Here is a 17,273-nt window from a genome sequence, read left to right as displayed (position 1 = left end):
TTCCGAACACCCTAGTAAAAAGTCATTATTAGTAATACTTTTTACTGATTATAAATAATTAGTGAAATCAGATAATAGTTGAACCTGGTAGTTCTGTAACTGCTGGTTCTCCCCAAGTTTCAATTTGATTAAACGTATGGCGGCTGAGGGGATAAAACCGCACGCTATCTTCTGAAACTTTCACTTGTTTTTTGAGTCTTTTTCGCAGTTCATTATATTTTTTTTGGTCGAGAACACATTCAAATACTGAATATTGCACTCGTTGACCATATCCTTCTAATAAATCAGATATTTTTTTGCGTCTTTTGTCGCAAGGTATGTCATACACTATTACATAAAATAGCATTCAACGAATTTCATAAGGCTTATAGAGTTTGCTAGGCTGATAAACGAATTCTTTAAAAAATTTAATTTGCTGTGTCATTAAATCCCAACGAGGTTGTTTTTCTCCCTGATAATTTTGGACTTCTTCTTCTAAGCGTTGTAAGAAATATTTGATATATTTTGGGCGACCAGAGTTATTTAGATAGCAACCTCCATCATGATATTCAAAATCTTTTTGAGTATCCATGACTTTGCTATTGATTAACCAAAGTACCAGAGAATCAATAATTGGGGCGCGAAATTCTTCAATTAAATCGGAAGCAAGAGCTGCATGACGTTCTGTGCCTTGATGTAGGCAAGCGTAGTAAGGGTCTAATCCTTGGAGTTCAATTATTGTTAACAGGTGATTCCACAGAATTTGGTAGCCAAAACTCAGCATGGCGTTCACTGGATTTCCTGGGGGACGGCGGCTACGCGCTAAAAATACAAAATCGGGATTATTCAAACATTCACCAAACGCTGAAAAATATTGCGCTGCACCAGCACCTTCTAATCCCATCAATCGCTCGATTGTTTCAGCTTCTCCTGATTTTTGCCCCAGAACTTCTAAACTTTTGATGGCAATTTCAGCCGTTTCGGAGGGGTTACGTCGTTGTTGTCTCTGTAAAAAGGTGCGGCTATTTTTTAGTTTGGCTTGGACAATTTTTCTAGCTGCTAACAAGCGTTCAATTGCTGTTAATTGTTGCTGATAACGAGATAATTGACGATATCCCCGTTCAATTGGCATCAGCCGACCATAGCAGTATCCCATACGAGATAGGTAGGCGATGGGGATATCTCGCCATAAACAAGTACGAATCGCCTGGGTTGTGATTTGAGATTTACCAAATATGAGTATTTGTTCTAGCAGTGGTAATTGGACTTCGCCGTGAATGGTTTCTCCTTGTTTGATGATTAGGGTTTCGGCTTTGAGGCTGATATAACAACCTTGTCGAGAGACGTAGAGTGTCCGCATATTAATTTTTAGTTTTTATGGGTCAGTTGTGACTGTTGGGAAATGACTTCGTTTAGTAATGTTTTTATTTGAGATGGCTGTAAAAATTTAACTACGGCATCGCCGGCTGTAGCGTTGACAAAACTAGCGACTGTGACAAGGACTGTGTTGATAATTACGGCTGCTAGTCCTAATGGTGCAATTAAGAGGATGATTAATGTGATAGCGCCGTTAAGTAAGGCTACACCAAGGTTGCGGACTAATGCTGCACGAGAAGATATATACATATATGTAATGGTGAATTTGCTCTATGTTTTAAGGTAGAGTATGGTCTGGGATTGTACCAGTGTTTTCATGCGAATGACGAATTTTTGATCTTTGCCTAATTTTTCTGCGGCGGGGTCGGCAAAAGCTGGAAATTCCTATTGTCTCGTTGACCCGGCCGATGCCTTGCTGTTTAAGGGTTTGAGAGTTTTTCTGTTTATGTAATATGGTTGGATTTGACTGTAGGTTTATACCCCGTCGCAAATGGTATCTGGACATCAGGCTGTATAAGGGGTTAAATAAGAGGGGTCACTTCTCTTCGGAGAAGTGGAATTAATGGAAACTCTTTTGTTTAATCATCCAATAAACCCAGTAAGCTAATCTTATGTCACTTCTCTTCGGAGAAGTGGAATTAATGGAAACTAGTAAAGTTTGTTTCTTCACTGATTAATATAACTAAACGTCACTTCTCTTCGGAGAAGTGGAATTAATGGAAACTTTCTTCGCTGTATTCTAGCGATCGCTCACAAGCAAAAGGTCACTTCTCTTCGGAGAAGTGGAATTAATGGAAACGTGAGAGAGATCGACATTAAATCAAACCAAACATTTGAGTCACTTCTCTTCGGAGAAGTGGAATTAATGGAAACACTCAGCATCTGTTTCATCCTCTAAGTCCATCAATTGCTCGTCACTTCTCTTCGGAGAAGTGGAATTAATGGAAACCTTTATGCACAACCAAAGGTTATTATTGGTTATCCTTTAGTCACTTCTCTTCGGAGAAGTGGAATTAATGGAAACGTAGAGTTAACAATCATTTTTTCTACTTCAGAAATCATGTCACTTCTCTTCGGAGAAGTGGAATTAATGGAAACCCTGTGGTGTTGTAGTACCACAGGGTTCAAACCGGAGTCACTTCTCTTCGGAGAAGTGGAATTAATGGAAACTTCTCTCTCTTCAGGGTTTTCTCAACGTCCTCCTGATACGTCACTTCTCTTCGGAGAAGTGGAATTAATGGAAACGTTGTCGCTTAACCTTTTAAAAGTGGTCTATTTGCATAAATATGTCACTTCTCTTCGGAGAAGTGGAATTAATGGAAACTCACCCTCTTGTCTGAGTTGTTTGCTCATGTAGGTAAATAAGTCACTTCTCTTCGGAGAGGTGAAATTAATGAAAACGAAAAAGGTCGGAATGTTTATATTCCGACCTTTTAAAATATTCTGAAAGATATTTGCTTATTTATTGCTATTCATAAACTGCTAAAATCGCCTCACCAATTCCCTTAACCTTAACAATCAACTCTTCTGGTTGCACTACCTTAACATTACCGCCAAAACCAACAATCCATCGTAGAAACTCCACATCACCCAAATACCATTTAGGCAATACCAGCCGAAAGCGATTAGGAAACTGTCTATTTGTAGTTTTCTTCAGGCAGAAAATCGACTTAGGTAACATTAATCTTCCGCCCTCTACAGGAGGAGACATCTTCATTTGTTTTGCGGGAAATCTCTTAGTTCCTTCCGTAATAAACCGAAAAATAAAATCATTAAACCACAGTTCTACTGTCACACAAACCTGGGAAAGTTCTTGCTTATCGTTAGAGAGAAACTGGCGTTGGTCACTCGCACTATACCCCAAAAAAATCCCCGCGCTAGCAGCAGAAAGTTTCTGTAATTTCTGTAATGATTTTTCTTGTTCTTCTTGAGAACGGAATCTTCCTTGATATTGACCTACAAACAATCTATCCAAACGCTCAAACCGGAATAGTCCTGCATACTTTCCACCTTCACACTCAAAACCTAAATACCACGCTTGGTTACAAAATACGATTTGCAAGGGAAACGCTAAAAAAAAACTTTCTTCGTCAAGAACAAACTTACCGCCGCCAGAAAAGCGATTTAATTCTAGTAATTGTCCTTTAGCTATTGCCTCTTCTAATTGACCTAAATTTCGAGAAAGAGCATCGGTTGGTAAAAACTCTGGGTCAATCATACTGCGATTTGCGATCGCTCGTACCGGATATACCTTACTTATCCCCAACTTACTTTTTACCATCCGGGTAGCAAAAGTCTCATAAATCTCCAACGCTACAGGATCATCCAGACTTTTAGCCTGAGACTGGAGAACATCAAACACTTTGGTTAACTCCGATGCCGATAAAATCGCTGTCCCTGCAAAATAGCCATCTCTGAGGGGAAATTCTGGTAAGATTTTATAAGGTTTGAGAACCATTTCAATATCTTTGCGGATAGTATCTAAGCGATCGCCATCGATAATCCCATATTCTCTAAGTGCAGACACGACAGTTTGCAAGCTTCCCTTCCCTCTATCTTGCAAAAATGGGTGGTGGAGAATCAAGTAAATGATTTGGATTAATCTGCGAAAGCTGTCGCAGTCAGAATAAGCATGAGTTACAAAAGTCGATCGGGTAATACAGCCATCGGGTGGTACGCTAATAGTAGAAAAAGAGGCGATACTATTGACTCCAACGAGAGAATTTTGTTGTAGCCAGTGTAAGTCAGATGCGATCGCCTTTTCATTAGCATAAATCCTACCGCACAATTTATCCATAAAGGCGGTAATTTCCTCCAAAGAACTTGCAAACACCGGAACATTACCCAAAACGCTTTCCAACAAACTGGGGTGAGTGCTTTGCAGATTCCCAATTCCTGGATAGCGAATAATCAGGGAAATTAGATGCATCAAGCGCTCAAAGTCTAGCAGCTGACTGTAAGCGTGTAAAGTAATGTGGCGATTACGGTTAGCGCGGTTAGTAAGGGTACGCTTAAGCTGTTGAATTTGGGTTGGAATTTGTTGAATGTCGAACTTGGGGGAAGTGACATCGATTTCTTTGACAGATGCAAATCCCTCTGCTGCTACTGGCGGAAAGTCTTGCAGAGATTTGTGCATACTCTCAATTACAATCTCTGGAACTTGGCGAGTACGTTGTTGGTTCCAAGCTTTGCAAGTTGCAATGGGTGTTTGCAAATACCAACCCATCCACAGCACAGGGGAAGTCAGAGATAAATTGAGCTTTTTTAGCAAATCTATTCGCCATAGACGTTTGGCATTGGTAGCATCATAGATTACAGAGTTACCTTGAATAATTGCATCAACAATCTCAGAAATTACTTTTTCTTCTATCTGACTCCACTCACCTTGGATACTTGCATCGCCATAGAGTTGTTGACGAATTGCATCAGTGGAGACAAGGCGATAATTCCCCAATTTTGCTAACTCGACTGCGAAGGTGGTTTTCCCGCTACCGGGGATACCGATGAGGAAGTGACAAATCATCAGCAGTTCCAGGCTAAAAGTTTTTCTATAGCGGTTCCAAATCAAAATGGTTGGAGATCCCCCTAGATCGCAAAGACGCGATAAATCGCCGTCTTTACAATAATCAGTCCTTTGTAGAGACGGCGATTTATCGCGTCTCTTGCCTTAACCGAACCGTATTGGGGTTGGGGGGATCATTAAGCCTGTAAGTAATGTTACAAGACTTGTGTGTACACCGTAGCTCCTTTTAGGAGAGAGGTCAAAGTGTATTGTTTCCATTGAAGAACCGCTATAGTTTAACTTTTAGCTGTTATTTGTTAGTTGTCTAGGGTTTTCAAGCGAATGAGAAAATAATTTTGAGAAAGCCCTGACGATTTCTATTGCCAAAGCAGTATTTTTAGTAGCAAAACATTATAGATCCCCCTAAATCCCCCGATAAATTGGGGGACTTTGATTCGGTTCCCCCCTTTTTAAGCGGGGCTAGGTAGGGTGATTTCATACAACAAGAGAAAAACTAAAACTTGGTTTCAAAGCCTCTCTCCGCTTCGGGGAGAGGTTTGGAGAGGGGTCAAAATCTATGGTTCTAGATGAGAAATCAAGACTTTATTTTTCTTTTTTCGTATGAAACCACCCTGCTGCCCTTTTTAAGGCTTGCTAGGGGGGATCTAAAACTACTTCAAATCACAGCCAAACACTTTACAAGCTCTAAAACTCCTCATCCTCTCTGCGCCTCTGCATGAGATAAATCATCTCACAAACACTCAACACAATAAAAAAATTTCGTCATTCGCATGAAAAGGTATTTACATCCTCAAATTTTCTAGCAAGATATAAAAGTCACACTAATTCCCCCAGTGCTATATCACTCCTAATTGCCAAAATCGATAATTATTACAAAGTATAACTACTGAGTAAAAGTTCAAATTTTTACTGTAACTTAAACAAGACCGCATCCAGCTACTATGGTAAACGTGGCCAAATATACAGCAATCACCTTTGCTCCCGTGCAGGGGTTTATCGAGAAATCCCGTAAACTCCGAGACTTGTATGGTGCATCTCTAATTCTCTCCTATCTCAGCCAGCAGCTAGTAAAAGAAGCTGAAAAAACCACAACAGTAATTTCCCCAGCCATCCCTAACCTTCAAAAAGGAATGCCAAATCGCATTCTGATTAAAGGAGAATTTTCCAAACCAGAGGTAGAAAAAACTGTGTTATCTGCATGGAAAAGGATGTTGCAGGAATGTCGATGGTGGATAGAAGCAAAATTACCTGACTATACATACCACTGGGAAAGAGAGTGGACAAACTGGGGAAACCACGCCTGGGAAATTTTTTGGGGAGAAGGCGACAGTATTCAAGCAGCGATGGATAATTTGGAAACCCGCAAACTTTCCCGTGGGTGGACTGCTGTCAACTGGATTGGAGAGAGTTCTAGTTTAACAGGTACAGATGGAATTGCATTTCCGGGATTAGGTGCGACAACTCGCAATCCTAAATTTCTCATTTATCATTCAGAACAAGAAGAAATTAAAGAATTTTATACAAAACTTGCTAGAAAATTAGATAATTGTCCACCTGACAAAGAACCAGAAGGTAAATATATTGCACCTAACGAAAAGTTAAGTATTCCTGAACTAGTCAAACGTCTAATTACCTTACCTGAAATAGTAGATTTAATTAACAAAGCAAGTCCAAACAATCAACCCCTAGAAAAACTAAAGAGATTTCACGAAATTGAACGCAAGCAAACGGACACCACACCAGGACAATGTACAGGTTGGTTCATGGGTGATGGTGATAAAGTTGGCGACTATCTAAAAAAATTAGCAGATGGAAATAATACAGATCAAGAAATTAAACAATTTAGTGATGCAATTCGTCATTGGGGAGAACAATTTAGTGAAAATTTCCCGAAAAACTTAGGTAGAGTAGTTTACGCCGGTGGTGATGACTTCCTGGGCATAATTTACAGTGAAAATCCTGTTGAGCCTATCAAGCCATTAGAAGCCTTTGAATGGTTAATGACATTAAATGAGCAATGGAAAGGACACCAACAGCCGATTAATTTAAGTGTTGGCTTTGTTTGGGTTGCTGGTAGCGTACCCCAACGAGATGTATTGCAACATTGTCGAGAAGCTGAGAAAGTAGCTAAGTCGTTAGGACGTAACCGAGTCACAATTAGAGTAGTTTTTAATAGTGGTCAATATGTGCAATGGACGTGTCCTTGGGATTATTTGCATATATTAAATAAATATCAAGATCGAGAAAAACAATCTAACTGGAGTCATATTTATCAGGACCTAGCACATTTAGAATCTCGACGGACATTTAAGATTGAAAATAAAAACGAAGCCTATACAGTCCAAAAATCAGCAATTGAATTTTTTGATATTTACTTTCCAGGAGAAGGTAAGAAATTACTAGAAGATAAAAATAATAAATTAGTGCAACATCTTGTTGGCTTTAACGAAAACGACGACGAGATAGACAGAGCAAAAGCCACAATTGATTGGATTACAGACTTAATTGAAGTAGGCTGGCATTTATGTTCAAATACCTAATTACCATTAATCCTTTAGGATTTATGTATGGAAGTGCTGGCGCATTTCTTTCACCGGAAAACTTAGTTGGTCGTTCTGGTGCTAAATTTCCTCCTGAAGCTTCTACACTATCCGGTTTAATATTTAGTATTAACAAAACGACTGAGCAATTTCCTCAAATAGAATTGAGAGAAAAGCTCTATGTTACAGGTCCATTTTGGGCAAATATTAACAACAAGCAAAACTTTTATATTCCCATTCCTTGGCATAAAATCATTTCTAAAAAAGGTACAAGAGAATGGAGAATAGAAAACGGGGAATGGCACTTAGAAAAGGATATAGAAAAATTAGAACCAGATTATCGTTGGCAAACTATTACATCTTGGAAAGAATCACCACAATCACTCAACAATACTAATAAAATTGCTGATAATCCTTGGAAATTCGTTTCTTTCCTCCATCCTAAAATTCAAAAATCAGAACGTTGTGTAGAAAAATCCGACGGACTATTTCTAGAGAATTCTGTGCAGATTCCCGATGATATCAGCTTAGTTTATTTATCAACCTATCCGATTGATAACGGTTGGTATCGCTTTGGTGGTGAAAATCACATTGTTGAAATATCTTGTGACAAACTTAATCAAAAAACAGTAGATATTTTAAATCAACCCATTGGTAAATCCTTCGCATTAATTACACCAGCAATTTGGGGTTCTAACCGGATATCTTACCGTCAACCTCAACATGATACTTTCCCTGAAACTACCCAAATGTTAACTGATAAACCAGTTCCTTATCGTTATCGTTCCCAAGGAACATTAGGAAGAGGACGTTATGCTGTTCCGGCGGGGAGTGTTTACGTTCTCAAAGAACCCATAAATAAACCTTGGTGGACATGGGACGAAGCATGGTTTCCCAAAGAAGGTTACAGCCTGAAAAAAGTTGGCTGTGGTTTGTGTTTACCAGTAGAAATTAAAGGAGTTGCATAAAATGTATAAAAAAGCTTATGGCATCATTGAGACTTTAGCACCATTGCATGTAGGTGCAACAGCCGGAGAAGAAAGCGGTAATTTAAACTTGATTTTCCGAGACCAATTTACCCAAACTGGTATCATTCCCGGTAGTTCTATTCGTGGTCGTCTGCGTTCAGAAATGCGTCTGATAGCTGGAGAAGACGCGACAAAATATTGGTACGGTAATGAAGCAGGTTCAGAACAATCAGATAATAATAACGAATCCATCGTTAAATTTGAATACGCTTCTATTCTTTGGCTTCCTGTCTTTTGTCCTGGACAACCAATAGTTTGGGTAACTAGTCGCCGTTTACTTCAACGCTATAAAAGAATTGCTGGTGATGTAGTTCAAGTTCAAATTGATGGTCAAACTAAATTCCTCAAAGATATAGATATCCCTGACCCTTATACAGGTTCAAAAAACTTAAGAGCAAAACAATTACCCGGTGGGACAAAAACCTTATTCTTTAACTTAGGTTTTGTCACTGTCAATAAAACAGTAGACTTATCCCCTTGGTTCCCTGACAAAAAAGAGCAACCTGCAATCATAGTAGACGATAGTGATATTGGCATGATTCATGACATGGCTTTATACCGTCAAAGTCGTGTGCGTTTAAAACTAGAGCAAAAAGTAGTAGACGGTGGTGGTTTTTTCAACACCGAAGCCTTACCAGAAGGAACAACTTTAGTTTTTCCTATTGCTATTAGAGATGATAAAACTGGCAAAGATTGGCAGCCTTTCAATGGTAGTCAAAGCGCAGATATTTATCTTGGTGGCTTAGAATCTATCGGTTTAGGTCATTGTGAATTAACTTTAAATGGATTGTAAATAATATGACTTGGAAATCTTATAACTTAGACCAAGAAGCCCAAAAATTAGTCCTCAAACATCGTGACAAAAAAGGGGTAATTGGTCAATCACACAAAATGAGAACTACTGTAGCTTATGGTTTAGAGCGCTTTTGGGGTGAACAATTAAGATTATTAGGTAAAAATGACGTTAAAGAACGTACAAAAGGTGAATATTGGCGCGATACTTGGAAAACTTTTGTCATAATCATGAATAATGCAGGAATTAAACTTCCTAAAGAAGATGTTAATGGCAAGAACACCGAAGAAATACAAACCTATGCTGCTAAATTATGGGAATTTCCCATTGAAGACCAAAGAATATGTTTAGCCGTACTTACACAATTTTGTGACAGCTTAGTTTGGTGGACTCAGCGTTATAAGAAATCAGGAGATAGTGATGCCGAATAGCAATGAAGTTCCCTTAATGTTTCAAGCACCAGTCACCGGGCGGGGACAAATTCAATATATTCAGCAGCCGGAAAAATCGGTAAGATGGGTTGATGAATGGGTAGAAGCTGCTGCAACTAAATCTCCTCAATTTAGCGCTAATGTAAAAACCAAAGAGTATAAAATTACCTGGCGCTTTGTTTCTAACAGTGGACAAGATGACGATATAATTCGGCCAGTTATCGCTGCTAAGGGATTTCCCTATTATCCCGGTGCAAGTATGAAAGGTGCTTTTTTACGTGCTTGTACTTCCCAAGAAGCGCAAAGATACTGCGGTAGTCAAGTTTCTAGCAATGAAACCCAACCGGGAATTCTTCGCTTTCATGGTGCATATCCTAAAGATGATAGTTGGTGTGAACAACCATTAATTGATGTAGTTCATCCTCAGCAAGATTGGCAAGTTAAAAATAGTGAATCTCATTCAGCATTTCTGCAAATATCCCTTTACAAGCCTACTTTAGTTTTTGGTATTTCTAGCACTATTGAACTAGATTCAAGTGAATGGGAAACTATCTGGACTATTTGGGATAAAGCTATAGAAAGGGGTATTGGTTCTAGAGTTAGTGCGGGTTATGGTCAACCTATTAACCACCGAGAAACTAAACTAATTACTGTTAATTTAGAAGGACAAGGATTAGCATCACAATTAATAGATAAAAGTGGTGAATTTCGTCCTAATATGTTTAAAGCTGCTTTCCGTGGTCATACACTGCGTTTATTTAGCGCTATAACTGATGAGAATACAGCAGAGGAATTAACTAAAGAACTCTGGGGAGGCTTTGCAGATGCTAATGGTGCAATAGTTGGGCATTTAGGAATTGCATTTAATCCCGTTGATTTAGAACTGGATGAATTTAGATATAACAGAAGCGTTATCATGCCTGTTTATCAATTAAATGCAGGAACCTTGCATATTCTCTGCATGGGTAATTTTGCAGATGAATATAAAAAGGAATTAAGAACATTAGTAACACAAATTCTCAAATTTTCTATGCTTTTAGGAGGTTTTGGTAAATCATGGCGAAGAATTGATCATCGGATATTCTTCCCAGAATATTTAAAAAATGGCAATAAACCAATGATAGGTTGTCATTGGGAATTTAAAAAACCATCAAATAACTACTATTTTCCTGTCAATAATCTTAAACATATAACTAATATTCTTGATGGTGTTCAGAAAACAGTTAATAATTGGCTGATATTCAAAGGGAAAACCCCAAGTAATCAAGTAAATTCATGGCGTGAATCTTTTCATCCTCAGAAGGTGCAGGTTTGGGGACGCATTGCCCAAGATGAAGATGATAGTTTAGCCGTGAGATGGTTTCATGATAATTATCAAGGAAATCAGTCAATTAAAGGTTCTAGACTGACAGGTAAAATGGGTAATATTGGTAGAATTTACCATCGAATGTACCCACACTATATGAAAAACAACAATAATGAGATGAAGCGCAAAGGTAGAGAATATGTAGAGTTAATAACAACCTTTCCAGATAAAGCTGATGAGAGAACACAAGATTTTTTAACCTTTTTACCAACAACTGAATTTACTAAACTTTGGGGACAATAAACATGAGCATTTGGATTGTGACTACTGGTAATAGTGATATTATCCTCAAGCATGATAAAACTTGGGGAAGGTTATACGAAGAAGCAAGCGATCATCTAGAATGTTCAGATTTTGGCTCTGCTTCAAGAGTAAATCCTGATGATAAAGAAGCTGGATATACAGTACCATCTAGAATATTAGGTATAGTTTATGCAAAACAATTACAAGAATGCTATGAAGATGATTTAAGGTTTCCTCTTCTTGATACATATTGTAAATATTTTACAGATAAAAATATCAAAATTGAAAAAATAATTCTTCTCCTGACAGACCAATCTAAAATATTTAGCAGTGAGGAACAAAGACTTCACCAGAAATCGCCCTATTGGAAAGACACTTGCACGCTGGAACCTCTATTTAAATGGTATTTTCAACATCAAAAATTTACTTGTAAACCAGAGTTTCAATATTTAATCCCCGATCAAAAATCTCCAGGTATTGATAATTGGGATGCTACTTTATCACTGGTAGAAACAAAATTACAAGAGTTAGAAATTGATGCACGTCAGGAAGTTTATGTTAGTCATCAAGCAGGAACACCAGCAATATCTTCTGCTGTCCAGTTTGTAACTTTAGGGAAATTTAAAAAAGTTCAGTTTTTAGTTAGCAATGAATACTTTGATGAAGAATATTATCAACTAAAATCTAAATATGATAGTATTCAAAGCTCTCGCTATCAGCGTGGTATGCAGATTCAAAAAGCAAAGCAGCTAATCATTAAAGGATTACCTGCTGCGGCTAAGGAAGTATTGACAGGAATCGCTAATCAAGAAACAATAGAAAAAATAAATCAAATAGTTGATTTGTTTAATATCAAAAGTTTTCTAGTCTCAGGTCAAGAATTTGAAGTTAAAGCGTCTATTGATAGAATAGTTACTGCTCTTGATTTAGTTGAAATCTTTTTTAAACAAGAAAATTATATTCAGGGAGTAGCTATTCTAAATGCTACTCAAGAGACATTTTTAAAAGCTGCTATTATTTCTCAAACCAAAAAGATTAATGAACATCCTATACCATTGTCAAATATCGTAGGTTGGGACAAGTATGGTTTATTTATTAAATCTCAAAATACTATCAAAAACTTACTCAATCTGCAAAATCCATTGGAAATTTTAAAACAATTAAATTTTCCTAATCCTATTCCCGGTGATTTTAATTATAGATTCTGGGAAGAATACCAGAATGATAAATCTAAGAAATTAAAATTAAATAATAGTACGCAGTTCCAATGGTTATGTGAACTCAGACAGGATTTTAAAGCATGGGGACTTTTGGAATGGTCATGTCGATACAAGAGAGAAGAAGATGACCTTCGTAACCAATTATTACATAACTTACTAGGTGTAAATCAGCAAGAAGTACGTGATTATTTATTAGGATATAATCAGGATTCCATCAAACGGTTTTTAGGTAACTTCGATAAGTTAAAGAATGATTCTGAACAAATAACTAATGAAGCTTATCAAGCTTATTACCAAGATGTCAAATTACCTTTTCTCAAAGCTTTAAAACTCTTTGGACTGTGGAGACAAGAAGTAAACCAGAATAAATTAGAGATAAAACTTCAAGAAATAGCTGATTCTCTTATTTGATTGCTGAGAAGATATTTGAAAAGTAGTTGGTTGTGATTTTAGGCACTTGTTGATCCCCCGTAACCCCCCTTAAAAAAGGGGGGAACTGGAATTAAAGTCACCCTTTTTAACGGGATACACTGCGTTGGGCGGCTCTGCCGCAAGTCTTGATACCAATTCTGTATGAAGATTTATGGACGGAGGGAACCCCGTTCTTGCCGAGTCGAGGCGAAGTAAGACCAATAAGCCGCAAGGTGGAAAGGCATTTGTCGATGAAACCGGAAGCCTGCACCGACCCGTCAGGGCGGTGTAGGTAGTTCACTTAATTAATTGCGAGCGATACCTTCTTCACGGGCTGCACGTTGCACAGCCGCAGCAACCGCAGTGACGACGCGCTCATCAAAGACTGAAGGAATAATATGCTCCCGATCCAAGTCTGAAGGCTTCACTAAGGAAGCGATCGCACTTGCAGCTTCGAGGTACATTTTGATGGTAATTGTCTGTGCCCGACAATCTAAAGCACCACGGAATACCCCAGGAAAAGCGAGGACGTTATTAATTTGATTTGGGTAGTCACTGCGACCGGTGGCGATGACAGCAACATCTTTGCTGATTAATTCTGGCTGAATCTCTGGAATGGGATTTGCCATTGCAAACACAATTGGATCTTTCGCCATCGATTGCACCATTTCTGGTGTCAAAACTCCCGGTGCGCTGACTCCAATAAACACATCTGCCCCTTGCATAGCACCCGCTAAGGTTCCCTGACCTTTCACGGCAAATTCGAGTTTTTCTGCTGTCAAATCGGTGCGACTGTTAGAGATAATCCCTTTAGAGTCGCACATCCAGATTTTTTCTGCCCCAGCTTTGCGGAGTAACCGAGCGATCGCTACTCCCGCCGCCCCAGCACCGTTAATCACGATTTTAATTTCCGCCATTGACTTATGTACCAGCTTGAGGGAATTAAACAACGCTGCCAAGGTGACAATTGCTGTACCGTGCTGATCATCGTGAAAAACGGGGATATCTAACTCTTCGCGCAATCTCTTTTCAATTTCAAAGCAGCGAGGTGCAGCAATATCCTCTAAATTCACACCCCCAAACACGGGAGCGATATTCTTAACTGTTCGGATAATCTCTTCTGTATCTTGGGTGGCGAGACAGATGGGAAAAGCATCTAACCCTGCAAATTCCTTGAACAGCATTGCTTTGCCTTCCATGACTGGTAGGGCGGCGGCTGGACCGAGATTTCCCAAACCCAAAACGGCACTACCATCGGTAACAATGGCAACAGTGTTTTGTTTAATGGTTAAGTTGTAAACTTCCTCTGGATCTTGAGCGATCGCTGTACAGATTCGACCGACTCCGGGCGTGTAAGCCATTGCCAAATCGGAAACACTCTTTAGGGGTATTCTGCTGACAATGCTGATTTTGCCACCACGATGCAAATTAAAGGTGCGATCGTAGACACTGAGCAATTTGATGTCTGGCAATGCTTTGACTGCTTGCACAATGGTTTCAGCGTGTTCGGTACTAGCAGCATCCACAGTCAGATCGCGGGTAGACTCTTTGCGGGTTTGCTCGATTAAATCAATTTGACCGAGATTACCGCCAGTGGTGGCGATCGCCTGGGTTATCGATGCCAACATCCCTATACGATTGGGAATCTGCAAGCGCAGTGTCAAACTAAAACTAGAATTAGGAGTTAGGTTTGTCATGTTGATTTTAGATTTTAAGTTTTAGATTTTATATTGAATTGAGACAAAAACTAAAATTTGAGATTTGTACTCAGTAGAAACATTTTCTATTTATACTAATGGTTTGCCAATATATAGCGTTTCTCAATCTAGTGAGGTACATCTTAAGCCCCCTCTCGAAGAGCGGGGAGGGGGTTGGGGGTGGGGTTCTTGTACCTCACTCAACCGAGAACCGCTATAAATGAGCAACAATTTAGTAATTGTACCCAAATACACCAGATATTTTTTAAAAATTTTATCTATGTAAATATTTGTATTTTCAAAGCACTTTGTATTAAGCCTTACTAAGCTAAACCCTGAACAAACTCCGTGTGTTCTTTTGAATTTAACCCTTGTTGCAGCACTGCTAAAACTGTCGTCATGTCTCCTGTAATGAGTGAGGTGACAGCTAACCACAAACCTGGAAATATTCTACTTTTAATTACTCCATCTGCATCCGCCACTAGTGGCAAATATTCACCATTTTGCAAACAGAACCAGTCGAGTTTATTTTCCAAAGTTTGCCAGACAATGTATTCCTGTACTCCGTTGCGACGGTAGGCGCGTTTTTTGTCGTATAAATCAATAGATGCACTACTGGCTGCTACTTCTGCTACTAATTCCGGTGCGCCTTCTATGTAATCATCTTCACTGATTTGTGCCTGTCCCCTGGCTGGTTTTTCTATCAACAGCAAAACATCAGGCTGTGGTTCATTGTCTAAATCTAAGCGCACGGTAGCATTATCGCCTAGCGCTACGCCTGGGGTGAAAACTTGATAAACTCCCAACCAGGTAATTAACTGTCCATGAGGTTGGCCATGACTTCTAAAACGCAGAGGTGATGCCACGTAGACTACTCCTTCGATTAATTCTGCTTTTTTATTGGGCATTGCTGTATAACGATGCTCGAATTCGTGGCGGGTTAAGCGATCGCCACTTTCTAAAGGAGGGATGGAAGCGCTATTATTTAAGCCATGTTCTACAGAAGCCGCCATTACCTGATTCCTCATTCGCAGGAGTTGTAGCTTGAATTTAACATAAGCGAGCAACACGCTCACATACTAAAAATTATCACGAAAAAACGCCCCCCATTTCTGGAGGGCGCTTTTTATTTAGCTAAACTTCAGTATTAACCGTTAATAGCAGGAGCAGTCATTGCTACAGGTGTAATTTCACCAGCAGCCAAATCGAGGGGGAAGTTGTGAGCGTTACGCTCGTGCATTACTTCCATGCCCAAGTTAGCGCGGTTGATTACATCTGCCCAGGTGCTGATGACACGACCTTGGGAGTCAATGATTGATTGGTTGAAGTTGAAACCGTTCAAGTTGAACGCCATTGTGCTGATACCCAAAGCGGTAAACCAGATACCGATGACAGGCCAAGCTGCGAGCAAGAAGTGCAATTGACGGCTGTTTTGAAATGATGCGTATTGGAAAATTAAACGACCGAAGTACCCGTGGGCTGCAACGATGTTATAGGTTTCTTCTTCTTGTCCGAACTTGTAACCGTAGTTTAGTGATTCGGTTTCGGTGGTTTCACGCACCAAGGAAGAAGTTACTAGAGAACCGTGCATTGCAGAGAATAAGCTACCGCCAAATACACCAGCCACACCTAACATGTGGAAGGGGTGCATCAAGATGTTATGTTCTGCTTGGAACACAATCATGAAGTTGAAGGTTCCAGAGATACCCAAAGGCATACCATCAGAGAAAGAACCTTGACCGATGGGGTAGATCAAGAATACTGCACAAGCAGAAGCCAAAGGTGCGCTGTAAGCTACGCAGATCCAAGGACGCATACCTAAGCGGTAAGAAAGTTCCCACTGACGACCCAGGTAGCAAGCGCAACCGATCAAGAAGTGGAAAACTACCAACTGGTAAGGTCCGCCATTGTACAACCACTCATCTAAAGAAGCAGCTTCCCAGATTGGGTAGAAGTGCAAGCCGATGGCGTTTGAAGAAGGAACAACTGCACCAGAGATGATGTTGTTTCCGTAGATCAAAGAACCTGCAACTGGTTCGCGGATACCATCAATGTCCACAGGAGGAGCAGCGATGAAAGCAATTACGAAGCAGGTGGTCGCAGCTAGCAGGGTAGGAATCATCAAAACGCCGAACCAACCGATGTATATACGGTTTTCGGTGCTGGTGATCCACTCGCAGAAGCGATCCCATACGTTAGCGCCAGAGCGCCGTTGTAAGGTTGTGGTCATGGTTTTATAAGTGCAATGGGTTGTTAAATATGGAACAAGCGGATTAATTTTGCCTGTTGAAATATAGTCTATATGACATTTACTTGGATGCGATGTGTGACTTAATATTCTGTAACAGAATTTTTTAACAAGCTGATAGAACTATAAAGTTTTCCTACTATGAAATAATGTAAATTGAAGCTTTATAAGCCACTTCAACACCAAACTAGTAGTCTGTCAAGCTAGTTTTGAGGGGTTCGTAGTTGCGCTTTAGCGCTAAAGCGCAACTACGAACTAAATTAATACCCCTCAATTTAAACTTGACGGACTACTAGCTATTACTTTCAATGATGCGATCGCCTACTATAGGACTAGTATTTGATTTTTGAAATGCACGTAGTGGACTATCTACGCAAAATAGTGCATTAGACGTAGGTAGGTTGGGTGGAGCGGAGC

The 17,273-nt window shown here is 39.5% G+C and carries 13 protein-coding genes and 1 CRISPR repeat array; of the genes, 6 read left to right on the top strand and 7 right to left on the bottom strand.

Features of this window, described 5'->3' with window-relative positions:
- Positions 1 to 67 precede the first annotated feature (67 nt).
- The 4 genes from cas2 to V7K97_RS13000 form a co-directional block, all read right to left on the bottom strand.
- On the bottom strand, positions 68 to 346 hold the full coding sequence (gene cas2 / locus V7K97_RS13015; protein ID WP_334801419.1) for a CRISPR-associated endonuclease Cas2: 279 nt from the start codon (positions 344 to 346) through the stop codon (positions 68 to 70).
- Entirely contained in the window at positions 347 to 1,339 is a 993-nt protein-coding gene (gene cas1 / locus V7K97_RS13010) for a CRISPR-associated endonuclease Cas1 (protein WP_334801418.1), read from the bottom strand.
- An 8-nt stretch (positions 1,340 to 1,347) separates the two neighbouring features.
- On the bottom strand, positions 1,348 to 1,605 hold the full coding sequence (csx18, locus tag V7K97_RS13005; protein ID WP_334801417.1) for a CRISPR-associated protein Csx18: 258 nt from the start codon (positions 1,603 to 1,605) through the stop codon (positions 1,348 to 1,350).
- A 285-nt stretch (positions 1,606 to 1,890) separates the two neighbouring features.
- Positions 1,891 to 2,757: direct repeats of the CRISPR family, unit length 36 nt; unit sequence GTCACTTCTCTTCGGAGAAGTGGAATTAATGGAAAC.
- A 67-nt stretch (positions 2,758 to 2,824) separates the two neighbouring features.
- Positions 2,825 to 4,879: a WYL domain-containing protein gene (locus V7K97_RS13000; RefSeq protein ID WP_334801416.1), complete on the bottom strand. Its 2,055-nt coding sequence runs from the start codon at positions 4,877 to 4,879 to the stop codon at positions 2,825 to 2,827.
- A gap of 941 nt (positions 4,880 to 5,820) precedes the next feature.
- Between V7K97_RS13000 and V7K97_RS12995 the strand changes: the two genes are divergently transcribed.
- Genes V7K97_RS12995 through V7K97_RS12970 form a run of 6 tightly spaced genes read left to right on the top strand, consistent with a single transcriptional unit; the run spans position 5,821 to position 12,911 of the window.
- Positions 5,821 to 7,419, top strand: coding sequence for a Cas10/Cmr2 second palm domain-containing protein (locus tag V7K97_RS12995; RefSeq protein WP_334801415.1), 1,599 nt, complete (start codon positions 5,821 to 5,823; stop codon positions 7,417 to 7,419).
- A complete protein-coding gene (locus V7K97_RS12990) occupies positions 7,404 to 8,387 on the top strand; it encodes a type III-B CRISPR module-associated Cmr3 family protein (RefSeq protein ID WP_334801414.1) in 984 nt (327 codons plus the stop codon). The genes V7K97_RS12995 and V7K97_RS12990 overlap by 16 nt, the downstream gene beginning before the upstream one ends.
- A gap of 1 nt (position 8,388) precedes the next feature.
- The gene (gene cmr4 / locus V7K97_RS12985; RefSeq protein ID WP_334801413.1) at positions 8,389 to 9,240 is read left to right on the top strand and encodes a type III-B CRISPR module RAMP protein Cmr4; all 852 of its coding nucleotides are present in this window, start codon (positions 8,389 to 8,391) and stop codon (positions 9,238 to 9,240) included.
- A gap of 5 nt (positions 9,241 to 9,245) precedes the next feature.
- Positions 9,246 to 9,671 carry a hypothetical protein gene (locus V7K97_RS12980; protein WP_334801411.1) on the top strand — a complete coding sequence of 142 codons (426 nt, stop codon included), beginning with the start codon at positions 9,246 to 9,248 and terminating at the stop codon, positions 9,669 to 9,671.
- Positions 9,661 to 11,280, top strand: coding sequence for a hypothetical protein (locus V7K97_RS12975; protein ID WP_334801410.1), 1,620 nt, complete (start codon positions 9,661 to 9,663; stop codon positions 11,278 to 11,280). Before V7K97_RS12980 ends, V7K97_RS12975 begins: the two co-directional genes overlap by 11 nt.
- 2 nt (positions 11,281 to 11,282) lie before the next feature.
- Complete coding sequence (locus V7K97_RS12970) at positions 11,283 to 12,911, top strand: hypothetical protein (RefSeq protein ID WP_334801409.1); 1,629 nt, start codon at positions 11,283 to 11,285, stop codon at positions 12,909 to 12,911.
- A 305-nt stretch (positions 12,912 to 13,216) separates the two neighbouring features.
- On the opposite strand, the gene V7K97_RS12965 is transcribed toward V7K97_RS12970, so the two are convergent.
- The 3 genes from V7K97_RS12965 to psbA form a co-directional block, all read right to left on the bottom strand.
- Positions 13,217 to 14,608, bottom strand: coding sequence for a malic enzyme-like NAD(P)-binding protein (locus V7K97_RS12965; RefSeq protein WP_334801408.1), 1,392 nt, complete (start codon positions 14,606 to 14,608; stop codon positions 13,217 to 13,219).
- A gap of 323 nt (positions 14,609 to 14,931) precedes the next feature.
- Positions 14,932 to 15,621: a Uma2 family endonuclease gene (locus V7K97_RS12960; RefSeq protein WP_334801462.1), complete on the bottom strand. Its 690-nt coding sequence runs from the start codon at positions 15,619 to 15,621 to the stop codon at positions 14,932 to 14,934.
- A 134-nt stretch (positions 15,622 to 15,755) separates the two neighbouring features.
- Positions 15,756 to 16,838, bottom strand: a complete 1,083-nt coding sequence (gene psbA / locus V7K97_RS12955) for a photosystem II q(b) protein (RefSeq protein ID WP_334801406.1) — start codon at positions 16,836 to 16,838, stop codon at positions 15,756 to 15,758.
- Positions 16,839 to 17,273: the final 435 nt, after the last annotated feature.

This window comes from Nostoc sp., assembly GCF_036917815.1.
Taxonomy (GTDB): domain Bacteria; phylum Cyanobacteriota; class Cyanobacteriia; order Cyanobacteriales; family Nostocaceae; genus Nostoc.
The sequence above is the reverse complement of the archived record's forward strand: the minus strand, read 5'-3'. Positions and strand labels throughout refer to the sequence as shown.

Coding starts and splice junctions, on each gene's coding strand:
- V7K97_RS12990 (WP_334801414.1), top strand. CDS start 7,404: ATGTTCAAATACCTAATTACCATTAATCCTTTAGGATTTATGTATGGA.
- csx18 (WP_334801417.1), bottom strand. CDS start 1,605: ATGTATATATCTTCTCGTGCAGCATTAGTCCGCAACCTTGGTGTAGCC.
- V7K97_RS13000 (WP_334801416.1), bottom strand. CDS start 4,879: ATGATTTGTCACTTCCTCATCGGTATCCCCGGTAGCGGGAAAACCACC.
- cmr4 (WP_334801413.1), top strand. CDS start 8,389: ATGTATAAAAAAGCTTATGGCATCATTGAGACTTTAGCACCATTGCAT.
- psbA (WP_334801406.1), bottom strand. CDS start 16,838: ATGACCACAACCTTACAACGGCGCTCTGGCGCTAACGTATGGGATCGC.
- V7K97_RS12960 (WP_334801462.1), bottom strand. CDS start 15,621: ATGGCGGCTTCTGTAGAACATGGCTTAAATAATAGCGCTTCCATCCCT.
- V7K97_RS12965 (WP_334801408.1), bottom strand. CDS start 14,608: ATGACAAACCTAACTCCTAATTCTAGTTTTAGTTTGACACTGCGCTTG.
- cas1 (WP_334801418.1), bottom strand. CDS start 1,339: ATGCGGACACTCTACGTCTCTCGACAAGGTTGTTATATCAGCCTCAAA.
- V7K97_RS12970 (WP_334801409.1), top strand. CDS start 11,283: ATGAGCATTTGGATTGTGACTACTGGTAATAGTGATATTATCCTCAAG.
- V7K97_RS12975 (WP_334801410.1), top strand. CDS start 9,661: ATGCCGAATAGCAATGAAGTTCCCTTAATGTTTCAAGCACCAGTCACC.
- cas2 (WP_334801419.1), bottom strand. CDS start 346: ATGCTATTTTATGTAATAGTGTATGACATACCTTGCGACAAAAGACGC.
- V7K97_RS12980 (WP_334801411.1), top strand. CDS start 9,246: ATGACTTGGAAATCTTATAACTTAGACCAAGAAGCCCAAAAATTAGTC.
- V7K97_RS12995 (WP_334801415.1), top strand. CDS start 5,821: ATGGTAAACGTGGCCAAATATACAGCAATCACCTTTGCTCCCGTGCAG.